This window comes from Pantoea sp. PA1 (assembly GCF_056856975.1).
This window is the reverse complement of sequence record NZ_JBXGEE010000001.1, coordinates 1465504-1485590: the sequence shown is the minus strand read 5'-3', so window position 1 is coordinate 1485590 and position 20087 is coordinate 1465504. Positions and strand designations below refer to the sequence as shown.

Here is a 20087-nt window from a genome sequence, read left to right as displayed (position 1 = left end):
CATGAATGGAATGGCAACCGTGACAAAAATTGCTGGCGAAACCGTAGGTCAGGAGTTCCTGGTTTTCACGCTGGGCGACGAAGAGTACGGCATCGATATCCTTAAAGTGCAGGAGATCCGCGGTTACGATCAGGTTACCCGTATCGCAAACACCCCTGACTTTATCCGTGGTGTAACCAACCTGCGCGGCGTTATCGTGCCGATCATCGATCTGCGCGTGAAGTTTGCACAGCCCGATGTGGAGTACAATGACAACACCGTGGTCATCGTGCTGAATCTGGAAAACCGCGTGGTCGGCATTGTGGTTGACGGCGTCTCTGATGTGCTGTCGCTGACCCAGGATCAGATCCGTCCTTCCCCGGAGTTCGCGGTCACCATGTCTACCGAATACCTGACCGGTCTGGGTGCGCTCGGCGAGCGTATGCTGATTCTGGTCGACATCGAGAAGCTGCTGAGCAGCGACGAGATGGCGCTGGTCGATAACCTGCGCGCGTAATGTCTTTATCACGGGCCGGTCTTAACCGGCCCGTGATCATTCTCACCGGTAATTATCCCTTTCTGTTCAGATAATAAACACGTCTGCCCCTCTGATTTTTTGCCTCCTCCTGCCGATACTTCAGACGTCACTTCAAATCACTTACTTTTTTCAGGGTTAATCATGTTAACGAAAATCCGTGTTGTCACCAGTCTGTTGCTGGTGTTGCTGGTGTTTGGGCTTTTACAGGCCATCTCCGGTTCTGTTTTCTACTCCGCGCTGAGCCACGACAAGCAGAGTTTCGCGGTCTCCCAGCTGGCGGCCAAAAATACTGAGGCACTGAACGACGCCTATCTCAGCCTGAATCAGAGCCGGGTCCTGCTGACGCGTGTTCAGTTACGTTTCGCCACCAGCAAACTGGAGGGCAAAACTGCCGACGTCGCGGGGCTGTTTGAAGAGAGCAAAGGATTCCAGCAGTCGGCAGAGGGCTTTTACCGGCTGTTCAAAGAGACACCGGACACTCCGGGACAGAATCAGCAACTTAACAGCCAGCTCGACCAGCGCTACGCGGATTATGCCGGGGCGCTGGGTGCCATGCAGACGGCGCTGCAGGCGGGCGATCTCACCGCCGCCGGTAAAATTCCGGTCGCCCCCAGTCAGAGTGCCTTTTTAACCCTCTATCGTGAGTGGCGTGCCGATCAGAATCGCCTGGCTTCGCTGGGCGCAGAGGCGAACAGCGCGGCCTACAGCCGGATGATGTGGATCCTGGGCACGATTCTGGTCGCCGTGCTGGCGGTGATTCTGCTCTGCTGGTCCGGACTGCGTAAAATCGTTCTGACGCCGCTGAATGAGAGCATCGATCACATCCGGCATATCGCCCGGGGTGATTTAACCCATACCATCGTCGTGGAAGGGCGCAACGAGATGACGCAGCTTGCCGCCAGTCTGCATGAGATGCAGCAGTCGCTGGTGCGTACCGTCAGCCAGGTGCGCGATGGCTCAGATGCGATTTTCACCGGCGCCAGTGAGATCTCTGCCGGGAATAATGATCTCTCCGCCCGGACGGAACAGCAGGCCGCCTCACTGGAGCAGACCGCAGCCAGCATGGAGCAGCTGACCGCCACCGTGAAACAGAACGCCGAAAACGCCCGTCAGGCGTCACAGCTGGCACTCAGTGCCTCGCAAACCGCAGAAAAAGGCGGCAGCGTGGTGGATGGGGTGGTGAAAACCATGAGTGAAATCGCCGGTAGTTCGAAGAAGATTGCCGACATCACCAGCGTGATTGATGGCATCGCTTTCCAGACCAACATTCTGGCGCTGAACGCCGCCGTGGAAGCGGCCCGCGCCGGTGAACAGGGTCGCGGATTTGCGGTGGTGGCAGGGGAAGTGCGCAACCTGGCGCAGCGCAGCGCCCAGGCGGCCAAAGAGATCAAAGGGCTGATCGACGACTCGGTCAACCGGGTCAGCATTGGCTCACAGCTGGTCGGCACCGCCGGTGAAACCATGAACGATATCGTCAGCGCGGTGACACGCGTCACCGACATCATGGGCGAAATCGCCTCGGCCTCTGATGAGCAGAGTCGGGGAATCGATCAGGTGGGGGAGGCGGTCACCGAAATGGATCGTGTCACCCAGCAGAACGCCTCGCTGGTAGAGGAGTCTGCGGCCGCGGCGGCCTCGCTGGAAGATCAGGCCAGCCGGTTAAGCCACTCCGTATCGCTGTTTAAAATCAGACGCGACGCTGCCCCACAGACCCTGACGAAGCATGTGCCGATCGCCGCCCCCGTGACCGCGCTGCCTGTCTCACGTAAAGCCCTGACGGCACCGGTCAGTGACACCCACTGGGAAACCTTCTGACCGCTGACAGAACGCCACACGCCAGTGAAACGCACTGGCGATCCGTGCGATTTAACGCTGCGCATCCTGCGGGCTGCGCAGCGCCCTCCGTGATTTTTCTGACTAAAGTCAAACTGATAGCCCCGCGCTGATAAAAATAATTACAAAAGCCATTTTCGGTCTTCAGGTGCCGAAAAGCGTTAATTAATCCCGTAATCACGCCGATATAGCCGCTGCACCTTAATCAACCTGCAGGGGAACGAGATGTTAAAAAAAATAAAAGTGGTGACCAGTTTAATCGCCGTACTGGTTATCTTTGGCGCGCTCCAGTTAATGTCTGGCAGCCTTTTCTGGTCCGCTCTGAATAATGACAAAGCGGCTTTTGCACTGTCGCAGGTCTCTAACCGCAACGTCACCTCGATGACGGATGCCTATATCTCTCTGAACAACAGCCGCACCACACTGAACCGCGCCATGCTGCGGTTGCAGACCAGCATGGCGGCGCAGATGAACGGCGGTCAGCTGGATGATCTGATGAACCGCGCTAACAGTCAGTTAGCGGAAGCCGATCGTCACTTCAAAGTCTACTACGATCTGCCTGCCACGCCGGGCCTGGAAGTGGCGCTGCGTGACAGACTCGAAGCGGATTATGCGCAATATGAAAAAGGGCTGAAAGGGATGGTGGCGAGCCTGCAGGCCCGCGATCTGGAAGGGATGTTCAAACAGAACATCGAGCAGAAGCAGGTTGCCATGCAGGAGAGTTACAGCGCATGGCGTGAACGTCAGACTGAGCTTTCCGATCAGGGCATGGCGCAGAACCAGCGTGCCTTTACCCAGATGATGTGGCTGCTGGGCGCGATTGGCGTTACGGTCATTGCCGTGATCGTCGCCTGCTGGTTTGGCCTGCGTCAGGTGCTGATTCAGCCGCTGCACCAGCTGCTGACCCAGATTCGCGCTATCGCGTCTGGCGATCTGACACAGCCGATTGTGGTTGAAGGCCGCAACGAGATGAGCCAGCTGGCCGCAGGCATCCATGAGATGCAGCAGTCACTGGTGATGACGGTCGGCAATGTGCGCGACGGCTCTGATGCCATCTTTACCGGCGCCAGCGAAATCGCGGCCGGTAACAACGATCTGTCGGCCCGCACCGAAGAGCAGGCCGCCTCGCTGGAGCAGACCGCAGCCAGCATGGAACAGCTGACCGCCACCGTGAAGCAGAATGCGGACAACGCCCGCCAGGCCTCTCAGCTGGCGCTGACCGCCTCGGAAACCGCGCAGCAGGGCGGAAAAGTGGTTGATGGTGTGGTCAGCACCATGAAAGAGATCGCAGGCAGCTCGAAGAAAATTGCTGACATCATCAGCGTGATCGATGGCATCGCCTTCCAGACGAACATCCTGGCGCTGAACGCCGCCGTGGAAGCAGCGCGAGCCGGTGAACAGGGTCGCGGTTTTGCGGTCGTGGCCGGTGAAGTCCGCAGCCTGGCGCAGCGCAGCGCGCAGGCCGCCAAAGAGATTAAAGGCCTGATCGAAGATTCCGTGTCGCGCGTCAACAGTGGTTCACTGCAGGTGGAAAGCGCCGGCAGCACCATGAGCGAGATCGTCGGGGCGGTCACCCGCGTCACCGACATCATGGGCGAAATCGCCTCGGCATCGGATGAGCAGAGCCGCGGTATTGAGCAGGTCGGACAGGCGGTGACCGAGATGGATCGCGTCACGCAGCAGAACGCCTCGCTGGTTGAGGAGTCGGCCGCCGCTGCCGCCGCACTGGAGCAGCAGGCCAGCGTACTGATGCAGGCGGTCTCCGTTTTCAAAATTTCCCGCGCCTGATTTTCCTTCCTTTGACTCTGGTGACGGCGTAAAGCCGTCGCCATCCATAAAGTTCCCTCACGTTGCGCCGATAAACAAAACGAATCGCAACCAATGAGGTGTTTATGTTTAGTCGAGTACGCGTTGTTTCCGGCCTGCTGTGTGTGCTGGCGCTGTTTGCGCTGCTGCAGCTGTTTTCCGGCGGAATGTTCTTCAAAACTGTCAGTTCAGATAAAGATAACTTTGCCTACAACCAGCGTCTGAATACGCTGCAGCAGGCTATGGGCACCTCATGGGTTTCGCTTGTTCAGGCGCGCAACACCCTCAACCGCGCCGGTATTCGTTTTCTGCAGGATGCGCAGATGGCGGGATCGGGTGCCAGCGTGAAAGAGCTGGTGGCACTGGCGGGTGAAGAGCTGAAACAGGCGGAAATCAACTATCAGATCTTCAACGATAACCTGTCGGAGAAGGGCAAAACGGCCGAAAACGTCCTGGCACTGCAGGCGAACTACAAGGCCTATCACGATGCGCTGGCGGAGCTGATGGTCTTCTTCACCACCGGCAACTTCAAGGGCTTTGTCGATCAGCCCACCCAGAGCTATCAGGACAAGTTCCAGAAAGATTACACCGCCTGGCTTGAGTACAACCAGGTCCTGGCGAAGCAGGGTGTCGAAGCTAACCAGCAGGCCTATACCCGCTCAATCACCATCGTGGTTGCCACGCTGGCAGTCACGCTGCTGATGATTATCCTGGTGTGGAATGTGATGCGCTCGGTGCTGATCCGTCCGCTGCGTCAGAGCATGGAACATATCCAGCACATTGCGCGTGGCGATCTGACTCAGCCGATCGAGATTAGCGTGCGAAACGAAATCGGTGAGTTACTGACTTCTCTGCAGCACATGCAGCAGGAGCTGGTGCGAACCGTACGTACCGTGCGTGATGGCTCTGACGCCATCTACACCGGTGCCAGCGAAATCGCTATCGGCAACAACGATCTCTCTTCGCGTACGGAAGAGCAGGCGGCCTCTCTGGAGCAGACCGCGGCCAGTATGGAGCAGCTGACGGCCACCGTGAAGCAGAACGCCGAAAACGCCCGTCAGGCGTCCAAGCTGGCGCTGACCGCCTCGGAAACCGCGCAGCAGGGCGGCAAAGTGGTGGATGGCGTGGTCACCACCATGAAAGAGATTGCGGGCAGCTCGAAGAAAATTGCCGATATCACCAGCGTCATCGACGGTATCGCCTTCCAGACCAACATTCTGGCGCTGAACGCGGCGGTTGAAGCCGCCCGTGCGGGTGAACAGGGGCGCGGTTTTGCCGTGGTTGCCGGTGAAGTGCGCAGCCTGGCGCAGCGCAGCGCCCAGGCCGCAAGAGAGATCAAAGGCCTGATTGAAGATTCCGTGAGTCGCGTGAACACCGGCTCGGTGCTGGTAGAAAGCGCCGGTGACACCATGAGCAACATCGTCAGCGCGGTGACCCGCGTGACCGACATCATGGGTGAAATCGCCTCTGCGTCAGACGAGCAGAGCCGCGGTATCGACCAGGTTGGCCTGGCGGTTACCGAGATGGATCGCGTGACCCAGCAGAACGCCTCACTGGTCGAAGAGTCAGCGGCAGCCGCTGCGGCGCTCGAAGATCAGGCAAGTCACTTAAAACAGGCGGTTTCAGTGTTCAATATTGGTAAAGAATTTGTCGCTCAGGCCGTTAACAAGACAACGGCGACAAAAACCCTACAGCTTGATGCGCCGTTAGCCGTTGGCCGTCAGTCTGCTGCGCGCAGTGACGACAACTGGGAAACCTTTTAATCGCCCGTCGTCCGGCCGCCGTTTCGCGGCCGGACATCGCAGCAGAGTTAATGTATTCAGTTCGGGCCAGGTGCAGAGATGAAAAAATCGACGATATTAGATCAAAATGAGACGACAACGCTGCTGTCACAGATGGTGCAGCGCCTGCCGCTCTCCGATGCGCATTTTCGCCGTATCAGCCAGCTGATCTATCAGCGTGCCGGTATCGTACTGGCCGATCACAAGCGTGAGATGGTTTACAACCGTCTGGTTCGCCGTCTGCGCACGCTGAACATCGACGATTTTGGTCGCTACCTGGCGCTGCTGGAGTCCGACCCGAACAGTGCCGAGTGGCAGGCGTTTATTAACGCCCTGACGACCAACCTGACCGCGTTCTTCCGTGAAGCGCATCACTTCCCGATTCTGGCGGAGCATGCACGTAAGCGCCAGGGCAACTTCAGCGTCTGGAGCACCGCGGCGTCAACCGGCGAAGAACCCTATTCGATCGCCATGACGCTGGCCGAAACGCTGGGGACCGGACCCGGCAAATTTCAGGTTCACGCCAGCGATATCGACACCCAGGTACTGGAAAAAGCGGTCTCCGGCGTCTATCGCCAGGAGGAGCTGCGCACGCTGTCACCGGCGCAGATGCAGCGCTTCTTCCTGCGCGGAACCGGGCCGCATGCGGGCATGGTGCGGGCGCGCCCTGAGCTCAGTGGCCTGGTCACGTTCGCCCAGCTTAACCTGCTGGCTAACGAGTGGGCGCTGCCGGGGCCGTTTGACGCCATATTCTGTCGCAATGTGATGATCTATTTCGATAAAGAGACGCAGGAGAAGATTCTGCGTCGGTTTGTCCCGCTGCTGAAGCCGGGCGGCATTCTGTTCGCCGGTCACTCAGAGAACTTCAGTCAGATCAGTAAAGAGTTCTGGCTGCGCGGACAAACCGTCTATGGACTGACGAAGGAAAGATGATGAGCAAAATCACCGTGATGTGCGTAGATGACTCTGCGCTGATGCGGCAACTGATGACGGAAATCATCAACAGTCATCCGGATATGGAGATGGTCGCTACGGCGCCGGATCCGCTGGTCGCCCGCGATTTGATTAAGCAGTTCAATCCGCAGGTGCTGACGCTGGATGTGGAAATGCCGCGCATGGATGGCCTCGATTTCCTGGAAAAACTGATGCGGTTACGCCCGATGCCGGTCGTGATGGTCTCCTCGCTGACCGGAAAAGGCTCCGAGATTACGCTGCGGGCGCTGGAACTGGGGGCGGTCGATTTCGTCACCAAGCCCCAGCTCGGCATCCGCGAAGGGATGCTGGCTTACAGCCAGATGATTGGCGACAAGATCCGCGCCGCGGCCCGTGCCCGTCTGCATAACCGCGCCGCGATGCCGGCCCCGGTAACGCTGAAAGCAGGGCCGCTGCTGAGTAGTGAGAAACTGATTGCGATTGGCTCCTCTACCGGCGGCACCGAAGCGATCCGTCATGTGCTGCAGCCGTTACCGGCGACCAGCCCGGCACTGCTGATTACCCAGCACATGCCACCAGGCTTTACCCGCTCCTTTGCCGAGCGTCTGAACAAGCTGTGTCAGATCACGGTGAAAGAGGCGGAAGATGGCGAGCGTATTCTGCCGGGTCACGCCTATATCGCGCCAGGCGCGATGCATATGGAGCTGGCCCGAAGCGGTGCCAACTATGTTGTGAAGCTCAATGACGGCCCGCCGGTTAACCGGCACAAACCGTCGGTGGATGTGCTGTTCAAATCGGTGGCGATCAACGCCGGACGAAATGCGGTGGGGGTGATCCTCACCGGAATGGGCAACGACGGCGCCGCCGGGATGCTGGAGATGAACCGGGCGGGAGCCTGGACCATCGCCCAGAGCGAGGCCAGCTGTGTGGTATTTGGCATGCCGCGTGAGGCAATTGCCACAGGCGGTGTGAATGAAGTCGTGGATTTAAGCAACATCAGCCAGCACATGCTGGCGAAAATTAGCGCCGGACAGGCATTGCGTATTTAACAGGCCCGTCCTGCCGGGCGAGACAACTCAGGAGTAGATATGGCTGATAAAAACATGCGCTTTTTGGTAGTAGACGACTTCAATACGATGCGTCGTATTGTCCGTAACCTGCTGAAAGAGCTGGGCTTCAATAACGTAGAAGAAGCAGAAGATGGTGTGGATGCCCTTGGCAAACTGAAAGCAGGCGGTTTCGACTTCGTCATTTCTGACTGGAACATGCCAAACATGGATGGCCTGCAGCTGCTGCAGACCATTCGTGCCGACGCGGCGATGAGCACGCTGCCGGTGTTGATGGTGACCGCAGAAGCGAAGAAAGAGAACATTATCGCCGCTGCTCAGGCAGGCGCCAGCGGATATGTGGTGAAGCCTTTCACCGCCGCTACCCTGGAAGAGAAGCTGGGTAAAATTTTTGAAAAACTGGGCATGTAAGGAGATGTGATGAGCGACCTTCCGAAACCAACTATGGATGCCTCGGCACACGACATCATCAGTCGCATCGGGTCTCTGACCCGCATGCTGCGCGACAGCCTGCGCGAGCTGGGGCTGGATAAAGCCATCGCCGATGCCGCTGAAGCTATTCCTGATGCCCGCGACCGTCTGGATTACGTGGTGCAGATGACGGCGCAGGCCGCCGACCGTGCGCTGAACTGTGTTGAAGCAGCTCAGCCACATCAGGATAAAATGGAAGCCGGGGCAACTCAGCTGAAAGGGCGTTGGGATGAGTGGTTTGAGAACCCGATTGAACTGGGTGATGCGCGGGAGTTGGTGACGGATACGCGTGCATTCCTCGACGCTGTGCCAGAGCATACCTCCTTCACCAACAAACAGCTGCTGGCCATCATGATGGCGCAGGATTTCCAGGATCTGACCGGTCAGGTGATCAAGCGCATGATGGATGTGATCCAGGAGATTGAGCGCCAGCTGTTGATGGTGCTGCTGGAGAACATGCCAGAAGTCAGCGCAGAGAAGCGCCAGGAAGGCACCAGCCTGCTGAACGGGCCGCAGATCCACGCCGATGCTCCGGGCGTGGTAGCGAACCAGGATCAGGTTGATGACCTGCTGGACAGCTTAGGGTTCTGACCCGATGTTGTCCGCCTGCGGGCGGGCAACAGCGCTGTACTCCCCTGAAACAGGGTCACCCTCCGGTGGCCCCGTTCCCCATTGCCAGATTCATCCCCGAAAGAACGCCCTTTTTCCCCATCTTATCTCCGCTTTGACTTAAGCCAGATTTGGCATCCTATGCTCAGAATTCCTGCCAGCTGAGGTTTGTCGTGGCTGAAGAAAGCGACGAAGACAAAACAGAATCGCCCACGGCCCACCGACTTGAGAAAGCGCGTGAAGAGGGCCAGATTCCGCGTTCGCGCGAACTGACGTCATTACTGATGCTGCTGGCCGGCATCATGATCCTGTGGGTAGGCGGCAACATGATGGCGCACCGGCTGGCCGCGATGGTGGCCACCGGCCTCCGCTTTGATCATGGCATGGTCAGAGATGACAAAATCATTGTCAGCCACATCGGCGGACTGATCACCCAGGCGCTGATGGCGCTGCTGCCCCTGATGGGCGGGCTGGTGCTGGTGGCGATTGCCGCCCCCATGCTGCTGGGCGGTATCGTGTTCAGTGGCAAATCGATCAAGTTCGACCTGAAAAAACTGAGTCCGATGGCCGGTTTCAAGCGGATGTTTGCCGCTCAGGCCTGGACCGAACTGTTTAAAGGCGTGCTCAAAACCATTCTCGTCGGTGCCGTGGGCTGGTGGTACATCTGGAGCCACTGGCCGGAGATGCTGCGGCTGATCAGCGAAGCCCCGATTAACGCGCTGATCCACGGCATGGAGATGATCGCCGTCTGCTGTTCGCTGGTGATGCTGGGGCTGGTGCCGATGGTGGGGTATGACGTCTTCTGGCAGCTCTACAGCCACTTCAAAAAGCTGAAGATGTCGATGCAGGAGATCCGCGACGAGCATAAGCAGCAGGAGGGTGACCCGCACGTTAAGGGGCGTATCCGCCAGCAGATGCGCGCCGCCGCGCGCCGCCGCATGATGGCGGATGTGCCGAAAGCTGACGTTATCGTCACCAACCCGACGCACTACTCGGTGGCGCTGCAGTACAACGAGAAGAAGATGAGTGCGCCAAAAGTCGTCGCCAAAGGCGCAGGCGAGATAGCCCTGAGAATTCGTGAACTGGGCGCGGAGCACCGCATCCCGGTTCTGGAAGCACCGCCGCTGGCGCGTGCTTTGTATCGACACACTGAGATTGGTCAGCACATCCCCGGCGCGCTTTATGCTGCCGTGGCAGAGGTACTGGCATGGGTCTGGCAGTCACGCCGCTGGAAGCGTGAAGGCGGCCTGATCCCAGCCAAACCAAAAAACCTGCCGGTTCCGGCAGAGATGGACTTTGCAGGAGAGAGCAAAAACGATGGCTAACAACCTGGCCGCAAAACTACGTTTACCGGGCAACTTTAAAGAGATGCAGTGGCAGGTGCTGGCAGGTCCGGTGCTGATCCTGATGATCCTGTCGATGATGGTGCTGCCTTTACCGCCATTCATCCTCGATCTGCTGTTTACCTTTAACATTGCGCTGTCAATCATGATCCTGCTGGTGTCGATGTTCACCCAGCGGACCCTGGAGTTTGCGGCATTCCCGACCATCCTGCTCTTCTCTACGCTGCTGCGCCTGGCGCTCAACGTCGCGTCGACCCGTATCATCCTGATGGAAGGACACACGGGGGCCGCGGCGGCGGGGCAGGTGGTGGAAGCGTTCGGCCACTTCCTGGTGGGCGGAAACTTCGCCATCGGTATTGTGGTGTTTATCATCCTCGTCATCATCAACTTCATGGTTATTACCAAGGGTGCCGGGCGTATCGCGGAAGTTGGCGCGCGCTTTGTGCTGGACGGGATGCCCGGTAAGCAGATGGCAATCGATGCCGACCTCAACGCCGGTCTGATCGGCGAAGATGAGGCCAAGCGTCGCCGTGCGGAAGTGACCCAGGAAGCGGACTTTTATGGCTCGATGGACGGTGCCAGTAAGTTCGTTCGCGGGGATGCCATCGCAGGCATCATGATCATGGTGATTAACGTCATCGGCGGCCTGCTGGTCGGCGTGGTGCAGCACGGTATGGATGTGGGTCATGCCGCAGAAACCTATACCCTGCTGACCATCGGTGATGGTCTGGTCGCCCAGATCCCGGCGCTGGTTATCTCCACCGCGGCCGGTGTTATCGTGACGCGCGTCGCCACCGATCAGGATGTGGGCGAGCAGATGGTCACCCAGCTGTTCAAAGATCCGCGCGTGCTGATGCTCAGCGCCGGGGTAATCGGTCTGCTGGGCCTGGTGCCGGGCATGCCTAACTTTGTCTTCCTGCTGTTTACCGCGGCCTTACTGGGTCTGGCCTGGTGGCTGCGCGGCCGCGAAATGCAGCCGAAGAAGAAAGTGGACAGTGCAGGCAGCATCAGTAACAAAGCGGCGGCGGACACGCCTGCCACTACGGAAGCCTCCTGGACCGATGTGCAGCTGGAAGACACGCTGGGCATGGAAGTGGGCTACCGCCTGATTCCGATGGTCGATCATCAGCAAAATGGCGAGCTGCTGGGGCGTATCCGCAGTATCCGTAAGAAGGTCGCTCAGGATGTGGGTTTCCTGCCGCCGGTCGTGCACATTCGCGACAATATGGAGCTGCCGCCTGCACGCTACCGCATTCTGATGAAAGGGGTGGAGATTGGCAGCGGGGATGCGTACCCTGGCCGCTGGATGGCGATCAACCCAGGCACGGCGGCTGGCTCGCTGCCGGGTGAAGCGACAGTCGATCCCGCCTTTGGCCTGGCGGCGGTCTGGATTGACAGCGCGCTGAAAGAGCAGGCGCAGATTCAGGGCTTTACCGTAGTGGAAGCCAGTACCGTCGTCGCGACCCATCTTAATCACCTGATTGGTCAGTACGCCAGCGAGCTGTTTGGTCGTCAGGAAGCGCAGCAGTTGCTGGATCGGGTGACGCAGGAGATGCCGAAGCTGACCGAGGATCTGGTGCCGGGTGTGATCACGCTGACGACACTGCATAAAGTGTTGCAGAACCTGCTGGTTGAGCGGGTGTCGATTCGTGATATGCGAACCATCATTGAAACGCTGGCGGAGCATGCGCCGGTGCAGAGCGATCCGCAGGAGCTGACCAGCGTCGTTCGTGTGGCGCTGGGCCGTGCGATTACCCAGCAGTGGTTCCCGGGTAATGATGAGGTGCAGGTGATCGGGCTGGACTCGACGCTGGAGCGGCTGTTGCTGCAGGCCCTGCAGGGTGGCGGCGGGCTGGAGCCGGGGCTGGCCGATCGGCTGTTAAGCCAGGCTCAGGCGGCGTTGCAGCGTCAGGAGATGCTGGGCGCGCCACCGGTGCTGCTGGTCAATCATCCGCTGCGTGCGCTGCTGGCGCGTTTCCTGCGCCGCAACCTGCCACAGCTGGTGGTAATTTCAAATCTGGAGCTGAGCGACAACCGCCAGATCCGCATGACCGCCACTATCGGAGGCAAATAATGCGCTGGCCAATTGTTCTGTTGTTGCTGCTGCCGCTGATAGCACAGGCGGCCGGCGGGGCCTGGAGTGGCAGTGCCAGCGGGCCACCGCTGGCAAACCGGGGCAGCTGGATGCGGTCGCAGCCGCTGACCCCCCCCACCGGTGTGGGCGGTGAGGTCAGCGTAATCAGCTGGCGTTATGAGCTGAGCCGGCCGGCGCCTTCCGGTCTGGAGGTGCGGCTCTGCGGCGTGCAGCGCTGCGCAACGCTGGAGGGGGCCAGTGGCGTGACGCGCGGGCTGGCCCATCTGAGTGCCGATGAACCGCTGCATATGGTGTTTGGTTTTGCCGGAAGCGGGGCGCTGCCGCCAGGTTTGCGGGTGGTCAGCAGCGAAGTGATGGTCAACTACGAGTAGGGCGGTTACCGGAGAGCCTGAAAGAAGCCTGAGGTCCGGGAGATGTGATATCAGGGCGCGCTCAGCGCGGCCCTGGTGTCCGTTGAAAGATTTGCCTGTAAACGCGCCGTCAGGGCGACATTCTTCACTTTCACGCCACCTGATTCTCTTTCTGCGCCAGAAACGTCTTCAGCGGGGTTACGCGACTGATCTCCTCCTGAGCGCGTGCATCGTGCATCACTTCCCAGACATCAACACTGTTCTGCAGGTTAAGCCAGAACTCCACACTGGTCTCAAAGGCCGCAGCCAGTCTGAAAGCCATATCCGGTGTCAGCTTCCTGTTATTGTTCACCAGAGCGCTGACGGTGTTACGGTGTACCTTCAGCATCTCTGCTAAATCAAGAATTTTCAGGCCAGCTGGCTCCAGGTATTCGTAAAGTAACACGTCGCCAACAGTGGTCGGTTTTCGGGTCGCCTGATTCATATCGTTGCTCTCTTCATCTCTTTCAGCGTCTGATGAAGCTGCCGGCAGGGTGGCAGCGTCCGACATCAGGATGTCTGGTGATTATCATTTGTGTCTTTTGTAACTATGCGGGTCCAGATAGAGATCAACAGCCTTACCGTCGATCCATTTGAAAATCAGCCGGTATTGCTCATTGACTCTGATTGCCGCATATCCTTTCAGGGGTGGGTTCAGCTCCTCATAACGATTGCCTGGTGGTGATCTCAGATCCTGATAGTTTACCGCGGCATTAATAATATCGAGCTTTCTGGCCAGGGCTGATGAGAGTGTCATCGGGATTTTTCCGGAATGTTTCCCATATAAAAAAAAGTCCCTGAGCCATTCATCCCTGAAACTGTCGATGTTCCTTAACGTTGCCACATCATGACCTCCCTGTATCATGTTGAAATCAGCTTAGTGCACCGCTGCACAGTGCGCAAGTGCTAATCGGGGTCAGCCATTTACCCCCTTCATTCCCTCCTCAGAGTAGCGGCCACCTTTGACCTCAATCTGCTGATGCAGGCCATTCAGCAGCCGGACATCGGCCTCTTCCAGTTCAATCTCTGCGGCCCCGGCATTTTCATGAAGCCAGACGAGCTGCTTCGTGCCTGGGATCGGCACCACTTTTTCATACTGAGCCAGTAACCACGCCAGCGCAATCTGCCCGCTGGTGGCGTGATATTTCTCAGCCAGCGGCGCAATCGCGTTAAGAAGGCTGAGATTGTGGTCGAGATTTTGTTGCTGGAAGCGGTCATTATTTTTGCGGAAGTCGTCTGCAGTAAAATCGCTGTTATTACGGTATTTACCGGTAAGAAAACCTCTGCCCAGCGGCGAGTAGGGCACCAGTCCGATGCCGAGCTGTTTCACCATTGGCAGGATCGCCGCCTCAATGTCCCGCGTCCAGAGTGAATACTCCGTCTGTAATGCGGCCAGAGGATGCACGGCATGCGCCCGCTTCAGCGTGGCGGCGGAGGCTTCGCACAATCCAATCTGTGCAATCTTACCCTGCTGCACCAGACTGCTGAGGCACGCCATGCTCTCCTCAATCGGTGTCGCCGGACTGATACGATGCAGATAGAACAGGTCGATGCGCTCAACCCCCAGCCGTTTCAGCGACGCGTGGCAGCTGCGAATAATGTAGTCCGGCTCATTATTGATGGTGCGGGCATAAGCCTCATCCGCTGGCCGGACGATGCCACATTTGGTGGCGACGGTAAATGTCTGCCGGTCGGCCGGGCTCAGCCCGGCGAGAAACTGACCGATCAACTGCTCGTTGTGGCCGCGGCCATAAAGGTCGGCGGTGTCGATAAAGGTGATGCCGGTTTCGCGTAGCTGGTTAAGCAGCTGCAGGGCGTGGCGGTCGTCGGTCTGACCATAAAATTCGCTCAGCCCCATTGCGCCATAACCGATCGCGCTGACGTCCAGCCCCTGAGATAACGTGCGTGTTTTCATTGTCTCTCCTCGTGAGTGAGCCGCCATTGTTTCACTCATGCCGGCAGCCATGAATTGCTGTTCTGGCAATACCAGAAAGGTATCAGGCAGGTGAATAAATAAGCGGATAAGCGACGGGGGAGGTTATTAATTGCACAACTGAAAACGGCGGGAATGGGAAATTAACGCTTCTTTTTGAGAGCAGCGTAAATATATTTTCTCTGATGGAGTGCAGCTGTTTTTAACCGAATGGCTTACTTTTGAGGGGATAATTTTTCCAGCGCTGCGAGAACCGCCTCGTTTTTTTCATCGGCACGGATAGCGGCATACACATCAATTGCCAGGTGCCGGGCCGCGCGTTCGCTCAGCGGCCGATAGCAGAGTCCGGCCTGATTGAAGGTACATTTTGAGCGGGGCATCAGGGCGAAACCTTTGCCTCTGGCGATATGGGACAGCATCAGCAGTGAATCTTCCGGCTCCCGCTGCCGTTTCAGCGTCACGCGAAGCGTAGCGAAGTAGCGCTCACATTTGTCGTAGAACAGCGGATTGGCACTGCGCGCAAACCAGAACAGGGGCAGGTCAGCCACAGCCTCAGGCGAAACCTGTTCCGCCAGTGCGGCAGGATGAGAGGCGGGCAGGACGACCAGCAGCGGCTCGCGGTAAACCCAGGCGTAATGGACGGCCTCATCAGCCTCCGCGCCTTTTTCTCCGGTGAGGATTAAATCGAGCGTGTTACGGGCCAGGTTCTGCAGCAGCTGCGCGGAGGTCAGGCTGGGCATCTCCATTTCTTCACTGGCATGAAGTGCCACGAGCTGCTGGTTAAGCGGCGTGATAGCTTCAAAGTTCAGCGTTCGGGTTACGCCAATACGCAGGCGCGAGGCAACAGGGCCCGCGTCCTGGGTTAAGGCTTCGAGGGCGATGAGGATCGCTTCCGCTTTAGCAACCAGGGCCTGCCCGTATTCGGTGAGCGTCACCTTGTGGGGCGTCCGGCTGAAGAGCGGCTGCCCCAGCAGATCTTCCAGACTCTGAATCTGGCGGGTCAGGGGAGGCTGCGTCATTCTGAGGCGTTCGGCGGCCCGGCGAAAGTTGAGCTCATGCGCGACCGCCAGAAAGCATTGCAACTGCTTTACCGCAGGGAGGTGACGGCTGATGAGATGCGCTGCTACAGACATGAGGTCGTTCTGCCACTCAGAGAAGGGGAAATAAGGCAGGCGGGGTCAGCGACGGAGAGGGAAGGCCCTCTCCGTCGCGACGATTACATGCGCTCGACGGTGTCGATGCCCAGCGTATCCAGACCCTGCTTCAGCGTCTTCGCGGTCAGTGCAGCCAGCTGCAGCCGGCTCAGGCGGGTTGACTCTGACTCTGCCGTCAGGATCGGGCAGTGCTCGTAGAAGCCGGAGAAAAGACCGGCCAGATCGTAGAGATAGGCACACATCACATGGGGAGTGCCGTCACGGGCAACCTGAGTGATGATCTCTTCGAACTGCAGCAGGCGGGTCGCCAGCTGGGCTTCGCGCTCTTCGCTGATGACAATCTCTGCATCCAGCGAATCGGCATCAATACCCGCCTTGCGGAACACCGAGAGTACGCGGGTGTAGGCATACTGCATATAGGGCGCCGTGTTACCCTCGAAGGCCAGCATGTTGTCCCAGTCGAAGATATAGTCGGTGGTGCGGCTCTTGGAAAGATCGGCATATTTCACCGCGCTGATCCCGACCACTTCCGCCAGCGTTTTGACTTCCGCTTCGCTCATCTCCGGGTTCTTCTCGCGCACCAGCGTGTAAGCACGCTGATAAGCTTCATCCAGAAGGTCGGAAAGCTTGATGGTGCCACCGCTGCGGGTTTTGAACGGACGGCCATCTTTGCCCAGCATCATGCCAAAGGCATGGTGTTCGAGCGGCACTGACTCCGGAACATAACCGGCTTTACGCACGATAGTCCAGGCCTGCACCAGGTGCTGATGCTGACGGGAGTCAATGTAGTAGAGCACACGGTCAGCTTTCAGGGTCTCATAACGATATTTCGCACAGGCGATATCGGTCGTGGTGTAGAGGTAGCCACCATCCTTCTTCTGGATGATGACGCCCATCGGCTCACCTTCTTTGTTCTGGAACTCATCCAGGAACACCACGGTCGCGCCTTCACTCTCCACGGCTAACCCTTTCTGTTTCAGGTCAGCCACGATGCCAGGCAGCATATCGTTGTAAAGACTCTCACCCATCACATCGTCGCGGGTCAGGGTGACGTTCATGCGGTCATAAATCTTCTGGTTCTGACTCATCGTGATGTCGACCAGCTTCTTCCACATCTCACGGCAGTAAGGATCGCCACCCTGTAATTTTACCACGTAGCTGCGTGCGCGCTCGGCAAACTCAGGATCTTCGTCATAGGTGCGCTTGGCTTCACGGTAGAAGGCTTCGAGATCGGCCAGCGCCATCTCTGCGTGATTCTCGTTCTGCTGCTTTTCCAGGAACGCGATCAGCATGCCGAACTGAGTGCCCCAGTCGCCGACGTGGTTCGCACGGATCACCCGATGACCGAGAAACTCCAGCGTACGAACGGCGGCATCACCAATGATGGTGGAACGGACGTGGCCCACGTGCATCTCTTTGGCGACGTTAGGCGCAGAGTAGTCGACTACGATCGTCTGAGGCTCAGCCAGCTGCACGCCCAGACGCGGCAGACTCAGGGCTTCACGGGCATGCTTCGCCAGCCAGGCGTGGTCAAGGAAAATATTGATGAAGCCCGGTCCGGCGATTTCGACTTTGCTGGCGATGCCGGTCAGGTCGAGATGCTGGATCACCGCTTCCGCTAATTGTCGCGGAGCCTGTCCCAGCTTTTTCGCCACGGCCATAATACCGTTGGCCTGATAGTCTCCAAACTGGACCCTGGCGGACTGACGAACCTGCGGTTCGCAATCGGCGGGTGCGCCGGCTAAAACCATTGCCTGACTGACTTTTGCGGAAAGAAGTGCCTGAATATTCACCGAGTTACCTTCATAAGCTGAACAACGCCCGAGCCTGCTAAGCCGGACTGTCATCATCTTGCCTGACAGCATCGCGTCACGGACGGGCAGAAACGGATGAGGCAGACAAAACGGAAAAAAATGAGGGGGAAAGTATACGTGAAATGTCAGTGGGCGTCAGTAGCTGGATGAAGCGGGGAAACAGAGCCAGAGAAGATGTTTCCCGGAGGCATTAACGACGTCTCAGATGACGGCGAGGGTTCTTAACGCTTTTATCTTCACGCACCTTCCAGTGGCGGGAAATTGCAAATCCCATCAGTGCGATCAGGACAGCGACAACGATGAGCATAGACATAGAGCCATTCCTTTTGGTTGTGTTAGGTCAAATTTATAGGAAGGCAGGGAGAGCTGCAATTGATTGGGTTTGAAATGAGAGTTATCTTATTGTAATAAAGAAGTCTAATTTAATCATATATTTAATATAACTTCATCAAGGAACTCATGGTCCTAAACAGGAGATAAATCCGAAATGAAAGATGTTATTATGCGGTTTTGCGTTAAATTTCCGGTCAAATAAGATGAATCTTATCATTTATTACGCTTAACTCCCGGCGCACAATAAAGCAGACTGGTCACAAAAGTTAAATAAAGAGAGAGGAATGAGGGTTGTGAAGCATACTTTTCCGGCAGAATTGGATGATTTAAAGTCAGATTTAGAGCGTTTTGAAGAATCGTTGCAAAACTTTGCGCAGCGCCTGGGTTTGTCTCTTTACGATCACGAAATCGACCATATTGCGGTGCGCTGTCATCAGGACACCACGGCGGCACGCTGGCAGAAGGGTCTGCAGCAGATGGGCACAGAATTTTCCTCCGCCGTCATCAACGGGCGACCGATTTGTCTGTTTAAGCTCGATCAACCCTTAACCGTGGCAGGGTGTCAGATTGATGTGGTGGAACTGCCGTGGCCGGGTGAAAAGCGCTATAGCCATGAAGGCTGGGAACACGTTGAGGTCGTGTTACGCGGCGATCCTGAGTCGCTGGGCATGCGCGCAATGGCCTTGCTCTCTGACGCGGCACTGACGCAGCCGGGCATTTCGTTTAAAACCAGCGCGCCGAAGGGAGAGAATGAGCGCCTGCCCAATCCGACGCTGGCGGTGACGGATGGACAGACGACAATCAAGTTTCATCCGTGGCGACTGGAAGAGATTGTCGCCAGCGAGCAGAACTAAATCCGGGCGGCGACCGCGCGTTTCAGGCGGGCGACCGCCTCGTCAAGCAGCGCGCGCGTGCAGCCGAAATTGAGCCGGACAAACTGGTCATTGCCAAATTCGCGGCCTGCGGTTAAGCCCAGACCGTGTTTTTCGAAGTAGAGCGCCGGGCTGGCGACGCCCAGTTCGCTGGCGTCGATCCAGGCCAGGTAGGTGGCTTCCGGCGCGGCGAGTGACAGACCGGTCATTTTATTGACCTGCGACACCAGCCAGTCGCGGTTGCTGCGCAGGTAGAGGTTCTGCGCGTCCAGCCAGGATTCACCCTCGCGCCACGCCGCCGCCGCTGCCGTAATCGCCAGAATATCGACATCAGGCACAATGCCGCGCCGCAACCGCGTAAAACGCGCGCGCAGTTCGGGATTCGGAATAATGGCGATGGATGCGCCAAGCCCGGCAATATTAAAGGTTTTGGACGGCGACATCAGGGTTACGCTGCGCTGCGCGGCGTCTTCGCTCAGGCTGGCAAACGGGATGTGCTGAACACCCGGCTCCAGCAGCAGATCGCTGTGGATCTCGTCAGAGCAGACAATCAAATCGTGCTTCTGCGCAAAGGCGAGCTGCGCCAGCAGTTCATCCCGGCGATAGACGGTGCCGCCCGGATTCTGCGGATTGCAGAGCATTAACAGCCGCTCGCTGCCCGTCATCTCACCCTCAGCTGCCGTCAGATCGAGCAGCCAGCGTCCCGCGTTCAGGGTCAGCGGCAGATTCAGCTGAGTGCGCTCCGCCAGCTTTGACGCCCCGCGAAACGGGGGATAAATCGGGGTCGGCGCTATCGTGCGTTCGTCTGAGGCCGTAAAGGCACGGACAGCCAGGTTCAGCCCGCTCACCACGCCGGGCAGTACCACAATCCACTCCGGATTTACGTGCCACTGATAGCGTGAGGCAAGCCAGGCGATCGCGCTGTCGATAAACTCAACGGGCGTGTCGCCGTAACCAAAAATCCCATGTTCGGCACGGGCTTTTATCGCGTTGATGATGCAATCCGGCGATCGGAAATCGGTATCCGCGACCCACAACGGCAGAATGTCCTGGTCCGCATATTTGTTCCATTTGAGACTATCGCTGTGACGGCGGTCTATCCGTTGGTCGAAATTGAATGCCATAGTTAACTTTCCC

General features: G+C 57.8%; 19 protein-coding genes. 12 read left to right on the top strand and 7 right to left on the bottom strand.

Going from position 1 to position 20087, the window contains the following annotated elements; all coding sequences use genetic code 11:
- Position 1 precedes the first annotated feature (1 nt).
- From cheW to flhE, 11 genes are all read left to right on the top strand, one after another.
- Positions 2–496 (top strand): chemotaxis protein CheW, encoded by a 495-nt coding sequence (gene cheW / locus AC1V0D_RS07270; RefSeq protein WP_009089670.1) that lies wholly within the window; start codon positions 2–4, stop codon positions 494–496.
- Positions 497–658: 162 nt separating this feature from the next.
- Positions 659–2332, top strand: a complete 1674-nt coding sequence (locus tag AC1V0D_RS07265) for a methyl-accepting chemotaxis protein (protein WP_482907171.1) — start codon at positions 659–661, stop codon at positions 2330–2332.
- A gap of 243 nt (positions 2333–2575) precedes the next feature.
- A complete protein-coding gene (locus AC1V0D_RS07260; RefSeq protein ID WP_150029838.1) occupies positions 2576–4138 on the top strand; it encodes a methyl-accepting chemotaxis protein in 1563 nt (520 codons plus the stop codon).
- A gap of 104 nt (positions 4139–4242) precedes the next feature.
- Positions 4243–5919 carry a methyl-accepting chemotaxis protein gene (locus AC1V0D_RS07255; protein ID WP_046102009.1) on the top strand — a complete coding sequence of 559 codons (1677 nt, stop codon included), beginning with the start codon at positions 4243–4245 and terminating at the stop codon, positions 5917–5919.
- A gap of 78 nt (positions 5920–5997) precedes the next feature.
- The gene (gene cheR, locus AC1V0D_RS07250) at positions 5998–6870 is read left to right on the top strand and encodes a protein-glutamate O-methyltransferase CheR (protein WP_009089677.1); all 873 of its coding nucleotides are present in this window, start codon (positions 5998–6000) and stop codon (positions 6868–6870) included.
- Positions 6870–7919 carry a protein-glutamate methylesterase/protein-glutamine glutaminase gene (locus AC1V0D_RS07245; RefSeq protein ID WP_009089678.1) on the top strand — a complete coding sequence of 350 codons (1050 nt, stop codon included), beginning with the start codon at positions 6870–6872 and terminating at the stop codon, positions 7917–7919. Before cheR ends, AC1V0D_RS07245 begins: the two co-directional genes overlap by 1 nt.
- Before the next feature lie 39 nt (positions 7920–7958).
- Positions 7959–8348, top strand: coding sequence for a chemotaxis response regulator CheY (gene cheY / locus AC1V0D_RS07240; RefSeq protein WP_003849158.1), 390 nt, complete (start codon positions 7959–7961; stop codon positions 8346–8348).
- A 9-nt stretch (positions 8349–8357) separates the two neighbouring features.
- Positions 8358–8999: a protein phosphatase CheZ gene (gene cheZ / locus AC1V0D_RS07235; protein WP_009089682.1), complete on the top strand. Its 642-nt coding sequence runs from the start codon at positions 8358–8360 to the stop codon at positions 8997–8999.
- Between the two features lie 191 nt (positions 9000–9190).
- Positions 9191–10342, top strand: coding sequence for a flagellar biosynthesis protein FlhB (gene flhB / locus AC1V0D_RS07230; RefSeq protein WP_046102008.1), 1152 nt, complete (start codon positions 9191–9193; stop codon positions 10340–10342).
- Positions 10335–12434 (top strand): flagellar biosynthesis protein FlhA, encoded by a 2100-nt coding sequence (gene flhA / locus AC1V0D_RS07225; RefSeq protein WP_046102007.1) that lies wholly within the window; start codon positions 10335–10337, stop codon positions 12432–12434. Before flhB ends, flhA begins: the two co-directional genes overlap by 8 nt.
- Positions 12434–12826 (top strand): flagellar protein FlhE, encoded by a 393-nt coding sequence (gene flhE / locus AC1V0D_RS07220; protein WP_482907170.1) that lies wholly within the window; start codon positions 12434–12436, stop codon positions 12824–12826. Before flhA ends, flhE begins: the two co-directional genes overlap by 1 nt.
- A gap of 130 nt (positions 12827–12956) precedes the next feature.
- Here flhE and AC1V0D_RS07215 read toward each other — a convergent pair whose 3' ends face one another.
- The 6 genes from AC1V0D_RS07215 to AC1V0D_RS07190 form a co-directional block, all read right to left on the bottom strand.
- On the bottom strand, positions 12957–13289 hold the full coding sequence (locus AC1V0D_RS07215; RefSeq protein ID WP_046102057.1) for a HigA family addiction module antitoxin: 333 nt from the start codon (positions 13287–13289) through the stop codon (positions 12957–12959).
- Between the two features lie 84 nt (positions 13290–13373).
- Positions 13374–13709 (bottom strand): type II toxin-antitoxin system RelE/ParE family toxin, encoded by a 336-nt coding sequence (locus AC1V0D_RS07210; protein WP_072052719.1) that lies wholly within the window; start codon positions 13707–13709, stop codon positions 13374–13376.
- A gap of 51 nt (positions 13710–13760) precedes the next feature.
- The gene (locus AC1V0D_RS07205; protein WP_482907169.1) at positions 13761–14759 is read right to left on the bottom strand and encodes an aldo/keto reductase; all 999 of its coding nucleotides are present in this window, start codon (positions 14757–14759) and stop codon (positions 13761–13763) included.
- Between the two features lie 233 nt (positions 14760–14992).
- Positions 14993–15910, bottom strand: coding sequence for a LysR family transcriptional regulator (locus AC1V0D_RS07200; protein ID WP_482907168.1), 918 nt, complete (start codon positions 15908–15910; stop codon positions 14993–14995).
- 83 nt (positions 15911–15993) lie between these two features.
- Complete coding sequence (argS, locus tag AC1V0D_RS07195) at positions 15994–17724, bottom strand: arginine--tRNA ligase (RefSeq protein ID WP_009089696.1); 1731 nt, start codon at positions 17722–17724, stop codon at positions 15994–15996.
- A 211-nt stretch (positions 17725–17935) separates the two neighbouring features.
- A complete protein-coding gene (locus AC1V0D_RS07190; protein ID WP_009089698.1) occupies positions 17936–18058 on the bottom strand; it encodes a hypothetical protein in 123 nt (40 codons plus the stop codon).
- Between the two features lie 313 nt (positions 18059–18371).
- On the opposite strand from AC1V0D_RS07190, the gene AC1V0D_RS07185 reads away from it, so the two are divergent.
- Complete coding sequence (locus tag AC1V0D_RS07185) at positions 18372–18932, top strand: VOC family protein (RefSeq protein WP_482907167.1); 561 nt, start codon at positions 18372–18374, stop codon at positions 18930–18932.
- On the opposite strand, the gene AC1V0D_RS07180 is transcribed toward AC1V0D_RS07185, so the two are convergent.
- On the bottom strand, positions 18929–20074 hold the full coding sequence (locus AC1V0D_RS07180; protein ID WP_150029844.1) for a MalY/PatB family protein: 1146 nt from the start codon (positions 20072–20074) through the stop codon (positions 18929–18931). The two genes, AC1V0D_RS07185 and AC1V0D_RS07180, sit on opposite strands and share 4 nt — an antisense overlap.
- Between the last annotated feature and the right edge of the window lie 13 nt (positions 20075–20087).

Coding starts and splice junctions, on each gene's coding strand:
- cheW (WP_009089670.1), top strand. CDS start 2: ATGAATGGAATGGCAACCGTGACAAAAATTGCTGGCGAAACCGTAGGT.
- AC1V0D_RS07265 (WP_482907171.1), top strand. CDS start 659: ATGTTAACGAAAATCCGTGTTGTCACCAGTCTGTTGCTGGTGTTGCTG.
- AC1V0D_RS07260 (WP_150029838.1), top strand. CDS start 2,576: ATGTTAAAAAAAATAAAAGTGGTGACCAGTTTAATCGCCGTACTGGTT.
- AC1V0D_RS07255 (WP_046102009.1), top strand. CDS start 4,243: ATGTTTAGTCGAGTACGCGTTGTTTCCGGCCTGCTGTGTGTGCTGGCG.
- cheR (WP_009089677.1), top strand. CDS start 5,998: ATGAAAAAATCGACGATATTAGATCAAAATGAGACGACAACGCTGCTG.
- AC1V0D_RS07245 (WP_009089678.1), top strand. CDS start 6,870: ATGAGCAAAATCACCGTGATGTGCGTAGATGACTCTGCGCTGATGCGG.
- cheY (WP_003849158.1), top strand. CDS start 7,959: ATGGCTGATAAAAACATGCGCTTTTTGGTAGTAGACGACTTCAATACG.
- cheZ (WP_009089682.1), top strand. CDS start 8,358: ATGAGCGACCTTCCGAAACCAACTATGGATGCCTCGGCACACGACATC.
- flhA (WP_046102007.1), top strand. CDS start 10,335: ATGGCTAACAACCTGGCCGCAAAACTACGTTTACCGGGCAACTTTAAA.
- flhE (WP_482907170.1), top strand. CDS start 12,434: ATGCGCTGGCCAATTGTTCTGTTGTTGCTGCTGCCGCTGATAGCACAG.
- AC1V0D_RS07215 (WP_046102057.1), bottom strand. CDS start 13,289: ATGAATCAGGCGACCCGAAAACCGACCACTGTTGGCGACGTGTTACTT.
- AC1V0D_RS07210 (WP_072052719.1), bottom strand. CDS start 13,709: ATGATACAGGGAGGTCATGATGTGGCAACGTTAAGGAACATCGACAGT.
- AC1V0D_RS07205 (WP_482907169.1), bottom strand. CDS start 14,759: ATGAAAACACGCACGTTATCTCAGGGGCTGGACGTCAGCGCGATCGGT.
- AC1V0D_RS07200 (WP_482907168.1), bottom strand. CDS start 15,910: ATGTCTGTAGCAGCGCATCTCATCAGCCGTCACCTCCCTGCGGTAAAG.
- AC1V0D_RS07190 (WP_009089698.1), bottom strand. CDS start 18,058: ATGTCTATGCTCATCGTTGTCGCTGTCCTGATCGCACTGATGGGATTT.
- AC1V0D_RS07180 (WP_150029844.1), bottom strand. CDS start 20,074: ATGGCATTCAATTTCGACCAACGGATAGACCGCCGTCACAGCGATAGT.